The sequence below is a fragment of the Peptostreptococcus sp. MV1 genome (assembly GCF_000758885.1).
Taxonomy (GTDB): Bacteria; Bacillota; Clostridia; order Peptostreptococcales; family Peptostreptococcaceae; genus Peptostreptococcus.
Genome location: NZ_JRNB01000071.1, coordinates 1 through 8308, shown reverse-complemented (window position 1 = coordinate 8308; position 8308 = coordinate 1). Strand labels below are relative to the sequence as shown.

5 protein-coding genes are annotated in these 8308 nt (G+C 32.2%); all 5 read right to left on the bottom strand.

Annotation, left to right across the window (positions count from 1 at the left end; genetic code table 11):
• Nucleotides 1-101: 101 nt before the first annotated feature.
• The 5 genes from HMPREF1639_RS05655 to asnS all read right to left on the bottom strand — a co-directional run bounded on the left by HMPREF1639_RS05655 (nucleotide 102) and on the right by asnS (nucleotide 8201).
• On the bottom strand, nucleotides 102-776 hold the full coding sequence (locus HMPREF1639_RS05655) for an ABC transporter ATP-binding protein (RefSeq protein ID WP_036764304.1): 675 nt from the start codon (nucleotides 774-776) through the stop codon (nucleotides 102-104).
• Nucleotides 777-822: 46 nt separating this feature from the next.
• The gene (locus tag HMPREF1639_RS05650; protein WP_036764302.1) at nucleotides 823-3282 is read right to left on the bottom strand and encodes an FtsX-like permease family protein; all 2460 of its coding nucleotides are present in this window, start codon (nucleotides 3280-3282) and stop codon (nucleotides 823-825) included.
• An 87-nt stretch (nucleotides 3283-3369) separates the two neighbouring features.
• Nucleotides 3370-5568, bottom strand: a complete 2199-nt coding sequence (locus HMPREF1639_RS05645) for an amino acid adenylation domain-containing protein (RefSeq protein WP_036764300.1) — start codon at nucleotides 5566-5568, stop codon at nucleotides 3370-3372.
• A gap of 105 nt (nucleotides 5569-5673) precedes the next feature.
• The gene (locus HMPREF1639_RS05640; protein WP_036764298.1) at nucleotides 5674-6567 is read right to left on the bottom strand and encodes an alpha/beta hydrolase; all 894 of its coding nucleotides are present in this window, start codon (nucleotides 6565-6567) and stop codon (nucleotides 5674-5676) included.
• Between the two features lie 233 nt (nucleotides 6568-6800).
• On the bottom strand, nucleotides 6801-8201 hold the full coding sequence (gene asnS, locus HMPREF1639_RS05635; protein ID WP_036764296.1) for an asparagine--tRNA ligase: 1401 nt from the start codon (nucleotides 8199-8201) through the stop codon (nucleotides 6801-6803).
• Nucleotides 8202-8308 lie beyond the last annotated feature (107 nt).

The following is an 8308-nucleotide window of genomic DNA, read 5'->3' as shown; positions in this document are numbered from 1 at the left end:
AATTTAATAGATTTTATTGATTTAAATTATCACCAACGTTATTTGACATAGAGCCTTAATTTACAGAGTTTTTTGCATACTCTCTAAATAGTCGTTTATTTTTACTCCTGTCCACTCTTAATTTTACCATCAGATACAGTAATTATTCTATCAGCTTCATCAGCAATTTCAAGGTTATGAGTAATCATTATAAGTGTTGTATTATACTTTTTTATAATTCTTTTTAGAAGAGCCATTACTTCATAAGTCGTTTTACTGTCTAAGTTACCAGTAGGTTCATCAGCAAAGATAATAGATGGTTTATTTGATAATGCTCTAGCTATTGCCACACGTTGTTGTTGTCCTCCTGACAATTCATTTGGAAATTTATTAACTTGATCTTCAAGACCAATTTCTTTTATCAAATTATCTATATAATCTTTATTTTCTTTTTTTCCATCCAAATGAATTGGAAGAATAATATTGTCATATACATTAAGTGTTGGTATAAGATTAAAATTTTGAAATATAAACCCTAATTCTTTTCTTCTAATCTCTGATAACCTTTTATCATTAACTGAGTATATATCCTCTCCATTTATAAAAACATTACCTGATGTTGGTTTATCAAGACCTGCTGCACAATGAAGAAAGGTACTCTTACCAGAACCACTTTTCCCAACTATTGCAACAAATTCATTACAATCAACTTCAAAATTAATGCCATCGACTGCTTTTACAACATTCTTTTCATTACCATAATACTTTTTTAAATTTTTAGTTATAAGTTTTTTCATCTTTATTACTCCAGAATTTTTATATTTAGAAAGATTGTAAACACGATTATTTATTATCTTTCCTTAAATAGCTTAATGGTATTGCCGAAGATATTACCCCAATAGTTATATTTAATACCAATACTAATAAAATTATTTTTATATTGTTATAAAATACTGGTTCATATAAAATATTCAAAAAATATCTGTATAATGCTATTTCTAAACCTGTAGAAATTAATAATGATAGGATAGCAGCAATAATACCAAGTATTAAGCCTTCTAGTAGGATTATGTATCTAATTTGTTTTTTGTTTGCTCCTATTTTCATCAAAACATTATATTCATCTTTTCTATTTAAAACTTTATAAATCATACTATTGCTTATATTTAGAAACATAATCAATAATAAAAGTAGATTAATAGTAACCAATATTTTTTGCTGTGAGTCACTAAATTGTTTTGAGGTGAATATTTCTTCTTCAAAATTTGATAAATTAACATTAGGCTTGTTTTCAATTATACTTGATATCTTATCAGAAATTTTTTCCACACTGAAGCCATCTTTTGGATTTATCTTTACAATCTTGTACTTGTCCAAGCCGGTATGTTTGTCCAGGTATGTGTTACTAACCAGCAAGCACGGAACGAAATCAGGTACATAATCTTGGGTATATACACCTAATATATCAACCTGTCCGAGGATTTGAATGTCTAAATTTTTAAAAGACTCTTTATCATCAGAGGAACCCAGGTTCTCATAGTACTTGACATTGTGCTTAAAACTAATGATATCCTTGTTTTTGTAGTTAAAGACCCTGTCTCCCTTACTGTTTGGAGCATTAAACAATACTGCCCCTTGTCCCTTTTTAAACTTTTCCAGGTCTGAATCTGAAATTTTTAATGACTTTCTTATTTTTTTCAAGTAAGTATCATTTATACCAATCAGGTTTGATTTTACTTCATATTGACCATTATCTTCCCTAAATACCCACTTTAGTACCTTCTTAGTATATTCACCACCAAGGGTATTAAGGTCTTTAAAAAAGGAAAAATCTCTTATTTTGTCCTTGTCTTTTATAATTATCCTTCCTTGAAGAACCTTGAAACCATCAGCATCTTTTATTGCACTCTTATTATTTATCCTTATATTTTTAATTTGACCTAGTTCATTTTCATCTAAGCCAGATATTTCATTAGCTACATAAAAGGCATTTATAGATAGTATATAGTCCTTGTTTTCATACTTTATAGCCTGGTTTATGGCAATATTTTTCATATTAGAGTAAAATACACCAGCAATTAAGAGTGAAGATATTATCCCCAACGATAATGTCATAAACAGGGTTTTATACTTATTTTTTAGTAAATTATTTAAAGGAATTTTAGTTATAACGTTCTTAATTGGAAACTTTATCATATTGAAAGAACCCTTTTCAGTATCTTCATGTTCAAAGTTTAATAAATTAATAATATTACTTTTCATAATTCTTTTATAATTTTCTAAAGATAAGGCTATCCATGATAAAAGTACGGGTATTATTACTAGAAAAATGTGGTAGTCGACTATTATCTGGAAGGACTCTAATTCGTATAAATTCTTAATAGTATTTTTTAATAGGAATGACAGTAAAGTGCCCAAAAGCATACCTGTAAAGGCTGGAAGTAGAGAATAGTATAATATATCTCCAATAATAATATTAAATAGAGTTTTATTTTCAACTCCTATAGCCCTTAACACTCCAAACTCCTTCATTCTCTCTCTAATGGATATATAGTAGATTCCCTTTATAGAGAAGTACATAATCAAAAAGAAAATAACATTCATAAGGAGCATATTAGTTGAAAATATGTTATTATACTCATTTTCTTTTTCTAATAGAGGTTTATTTACACTCATTTTTAAGTTTTTATTTTTACAGTATTGACTTAGCTTTTCTATAGAATCATTTTTATTAGACTTGTTACCAAAACATATAAAAATGTCTCTATAAGCTTTATTTTTAGGAATTTTTTTATAAATTTCTATCTTAGACTGATCCTTATTTGAAGGATAGTCTTTTAATATGCCAACTATCTTAAATTTTTGTGGGCCTCTTTTGTGTAAGTCAAGATATAAATAGTCTCCCTTTATATACTTTTTCATATTATCTTTGGCCCATTTTTCTAAGATAACCTCATTTTCCTTGTTTGGAAATCTACCTATTAAAAGTTCATTCTTTTGTATCTTTAACAACTCTTCATTTATATCTATAAGAGTAAAGTATTTATCTGCTTTATTTTTGTTTCCATCATAGTAGCTTGCTTGACCAAGATAAATTATATCAAATTGTTTATTTATGCTTGTTATATCATTAGTAGTAATATTATCTATATATGCATGAGATAGAGTATGTTCTCTTTGAGCATTGAGTAAATCATTATAGGATAGACTCCTATTTATTATAAATACTAGCGTGAATAAAACTAGAACTGTTGATATACATATTGAAAAAAATATATTTCTCTTTGTCTTTAATAATCTCATTTATATTAGTCCCCCAACTTATATATTTTAGTCGTTGATTGTATAATCAGCGAGAATGTTATGGTCAAAATTATTAAAAATAAAACCCTATTCAATAACCGGCAGCGACTTCTTATCAACCTTACCAATAGGAGTCACTGGTAAATGATCCAAACACACAATATGCTTAGGTAGCATATGTGGTGGCAAGTTGTTCTTCAAGAATTCCTCAACCTTTTCTGGAGAATAATATCCATCAAATGGTTCATAATAGGCATCTAAGTAATTATCCCCATCTAGGTCTTCCCTTTTGACTACTACAGAGTTTTTTATCTCCGCTATCATATTTATCATGTTTTCTATTTCAAATAGCTCTATTCTTATGCCGTTTATCTTCACCTGTGAGTCCATCCTTCCCAAGATGGATATCGTACCCTTGTCGTCTATCCACTTGGCCAAGTCGCCAGTTCTGTACATCTTTTGCGTGTATTTATTATGCTTGAAGGGATTGTCTACAAAAGATTTTATATTCTGTTCTTCTTTGTTGAGATATCCATTGGCTATCTGTATGCCTGACAGGCATAGCTCTCCTGGTACCCCTATGGCACATACATTGTTATTGTTGTCTAATATATAGGCTTCTGTATTGTATATAGGTCTACCAACTGGCACGTTTTCATAAAACTTATCTACTTCAAAGCTTGAGCAAAGTACCGTAAACTCTGCTGGTCCGTATTCATTTATAATTCTGTATGACCTATTTACATAGCCCTTGAACTTGTCTCCACCCACTTGTAGAACTCTTAAACCAGGACATGGGCAGTTGGTCATAAATAGTTTACCTAAAATAGCAGGTAGGGCTAATATGGTAATCCCTCTTCTCTGGCAATAAACTTCTACTGTTCTTTCATTTTTTCTATAGGTCTCCGGTATTACATCTACACTGGCTCCAACCAGTAAGTAGGGGAATATCTGTTTCATTATGGCATCAAAACTAAAGCTCAAATATATACCACACCTATCATTTTCATCTGCATCTATATAGTCATTTGAATAATAGCACATATTCAATAGGCTCTCATGCCTTACGCTAATGCATTTTGGTCTACCCGTTGTTCCTGATGTAGATATCCTGTAGGCTTCATCTCTTGGATCGTTTTTTTCAGTGATAGGATAGTCGTGTTCTAAGAGGTCGGGATTGTTTATATCCAAGACCCTATATCCAGGATGCCTTTCCCTTATTCTCAACATCTGCCCATCACAAGTTAATATCAGTTTTGTTTGACCGTCTTCTAGTAGGTAACCCAATCTCTCATCAGGATTTGTCCTATCTATTGGAAAGAATATGGCTCCTGCCTTCAATACTGATATAGCAGATATTATTACATTTTTATCTCTTTCCTGTAAAACTGCTACAGTATCTCCCTTTCTTATGCCAATATGATTCAAATAACCTGCAATTTTATCTGTTATCTCGTCTAGTTCCTTATAGCTGAGTACCTCTTTATAATCGCATACAGCTATGTTGTCAGGACTTTTTTCCACCTGTCTTTTTAGTAGGTCTACATACCCTATATTAGGATCAAAATTAAAGATATTTTCATCGAAGCTCCTGATAAATATCTTTTTATGCTCGTCCTTCATACTCTGTATATCCTTGACTCTTATATCCTTGTCAGCGACTATCTGGGTCAATATATACTTAAACAGATATATAATACTCCTTGCTGTTGACTTGTCATAGAAACAAGGCTTGTAGGCTAATTTTATCCTTATTTCGTGGGATACGCTAACCTTCATATATATGTCTACCTTTTTCATATTTTCTTGAGATATTTTCTTGTCATTTTTCACTTCATATATGAATATGGTATTTATTAACTTATCATTTAGCGCAGTTTTAAAGCCACTAGGAGCCATCATATAATAATCATATTCCTTAGATTCAGTTAACTGTTCCATAACATGTCTACATACATCTATAAATCTTATATTAGTGTCATCTATCTTAAGGCGCATGGGTAGCCACTTATTCGTTTTTCCAAACACTACGTCATTTTCATGAGTAAACCTCTGAAGTACTATGGCAAACACCGTATCTAAAACAGATTCAAGGGATAGGCTATTATCCTCGCAATATTTCAATAAATTTTCATATGGCGTCCTCTTAATAGTTTTTTGTATTAGGTTAAACTTACCTGTATCTTCATTAAAGAAATCATTTGGAAATCTAGCTAGGGTTATATAGTCGCCCAATAAGTTATTCCAATATTTTTTTGCTCTTTTATAATGTTTTGTGTCTTCCATCTAAACACCTCCTTTACAGAATCTTCTTTCCTAGATAGTATTTATAGTTTACTTACTAGTTTGAGATACCTATATTTTTGAATATATTTTTGAATATATATAATACTATCTACTAGTCCTAACTATAAATTTATATATGTGTTCTGCAGCCCTGTCTTGCTGTATTGAGTTGCTGATCCTAGCATTATTATCTCCTGCAATCATCTTGATATCGGCAAAATTTGTATTGTTTCCTCCAACAATTTCTGTAAAATCTGCATTGGTTGGTAGGTTATTTTTATATGCATGGAATTTTGTAAAATCTAAAATACCATCATTGGTTCCCCATATAGTCAGAACTGGCTCATTAATTAATTTCAAGTCGTCTCCGCTCGGATATGTACCCAAAAAAACAACTCCCATTATTTTCTTATTGCTGGCAGCCGCCTTTACAGCCACATCACCACTGGTATTGTGAGAAATCAGATACCACCTATTTTTATCCGGATTTGAGTTGATTATCTTATCCGCCCTGTCAAATGCAAAAAAAGGATAATTCATAAATACCTTAGCAACCACTACCTTATAGCCTTTAGATGCTATTTTACGAGCCATACCAGCATAGCCCACTGGTTCTACACCACTGCTTGGATATATGATTACGGCTTCTTTTTTATTGTGTCTGTAGGGTGTGAAGACCAAATTATTATCCTTATCATATATAATATTTATTTCTGAATCTGATCTTATCAGTTCTTGTGTATAGCTATTAACCTTGTATTTTTTATTTATATGTATTATAAAAGTAGCAATAACCAAGATAAAAGCAAGTATAGATATTTTAATCAATAGTTTGTAAATTCTTCTTTTTTTCCTATCTTTGATTTTTTTTCTTTCTAGTTCTAACTGGTCTCCAATCGATAAGGATTTTTCTAGTTCCATAGTTATGCCCAGAGTATCAAATTCTCTATTAGTCTTTTTTCTTTTAACCCTTACTTTTGAATCCTTTATTTCCTTCAAATACACCTACTCCCCTCTACTAGATTATCCCTTTTTACTTTTATATTTCATGCTCATTTATTCTTGTATAAAATACTCCTTGGCCTCAATCATATATTGATATTAAAAAGCCCTATATCTTTATATTTTATACCATTATTCTTTACTTTGTCTATATTATTTATAGCATAAAGGGGAGGCATAACCTCCCCTATAAAATGATGTATAAAAACATAAAGAACTAGCTATATTGATTAGAATTCTGCATTCTTTGGAGTTCTTGGGAATGGTATAACGTCCCTGATGTTTGACATACCAGTTAGGTACATTATGATTCTCTCAAATCCTAGACCGAATCCTGAATGCGTAGCTGTACCAAACTTTCTAAGTTCTAGATACCACCAATATTCTTCTTCCTTTAGACCTAGTTCATGAATTCTATTCATCAGTACATCATATCTTTCTTCTCTCTGTGATCCACCGATAATCTCTCCTACACCTGGTACTAGAAGGTCCATGGCCCTTACAGTCTTGCCATCTTCATTCATTCTCATGTAGAAGGCCTTGATATCCTTTGGATAGTCAGTTACAAATACTGGAGCATTAAATACCTGCTCTGTTATGTATCTTTCATGCTCTGTCTGTAGGTCACATCCCCATTCTACTGGATATTCAAACTTATGACCTGACTTGATTAGGATGTCAACTGCTTCTGTGTATGTTATTCTCTTGAAGTTAGAATTCAATATATTGTCCAATCTCTCTAATAGACCCTTATCTATAAAGCTGTTGAAGAAGGCCATTTCTTCTGGGCACTGCTCAAGGACATAGTTGATTACATACTTGATCATGTCCTCTGCTAGGTCCATATTGTCCTCTAGATCTGCAAATACTATCTCAGGTTCAACCATCCAGAATTCAGATGCGTGACGGCCTGTGTATGAGTTTTCAGCCCTAAATGTAGGTCCAAACGTGTATATATTCCTAAAGGCAAGAGCCATTATTTCACCATTTAACTGGCCTGAAACTGTTAGGTTGGCTTCCTTACCAAAGAAGTCCTTGCTATAGTCAACCTTACCATCTTCAGTTAGTGGTGGGTTTTGCATATCAAGTGTAGTTACCCTAAACATTTCGCCTGCACCCTCTGTGTCAGAACCTGTTATTAGTGGCGTATGGGCGTATACAAAGTTTCTTTCATTGAAGAACTTGTGTAGGGCAAAGGCTACTACTGATCTCACCCTAAATACAGCTGAAAATGTATTTGACCTAGGTCTTAGGTGGGCAATAGTCCTCAGATATTCAAATGTATGCTTCTTCTTCTGTAGTGGATAGCTTGAATCTGAATCGCCCTCGACTACTATATTAGTGGCATGAATTTCTATTGGGTTCTTGGCATTATCAACTGCAACCAATTTACCTTCTACCATGATTGACGAAGATATGGCCAACTTTGATACCTTGGCAAAATTATCCAAGGCCTTTTCATCAATTACCACCTGTAGGTTCTTAAAGAATGATCCGTCATTTACCTCCATAAAACCAAAACTCTTTGATATTCTTGATGTCCTAACCCAACCTGCTATCTTGACTGTCTTGTCTATGTACTCTTCACTGTTTCTATAAAGAGTCTTTACTTCTAAAAATTCCTTCTGCATAATTCCTCCTAGTTAAATAAATATATTATATTTTACACATGGACTACTTTTTCCAATCGAGTAGGGAGGACTTTCTCCTCCCTCTCACACCACGGAGCGTGCCGTTC

Bases quoted from the DNA above. Each gene is read 5' to 3' on its own strand.
- HMPREF1639_RS05650 (WP_036764302.1), bottom strand. From the start codon at position 3,282: ATGAGATTATTAAAGACAAAGAGAAATATATTTTTTTCAATATGTATA.
- asnS (WP_036764296.1), bottom strand. From the start codon at position 8,201: ATGCAGAAGGAATTTTTAGAAGTAAAGACTCTTTATAGAAACAGTGAA.
- HMPREF1639_RS05645 (WP_036764300.1), bottom strand. From the start codon at position 5,568: ATGGAAGACACAAAACATTATAAAAGAGCAAAAAAATATTGGAATAAC.
- HMPREF1639_RS05655 (WP_036764304.1), bottom strand. From the start codon at position 776: ATGAAAAAACTTATAACTAAAAATTTAAAAAAGTATTATGGTAATGAA.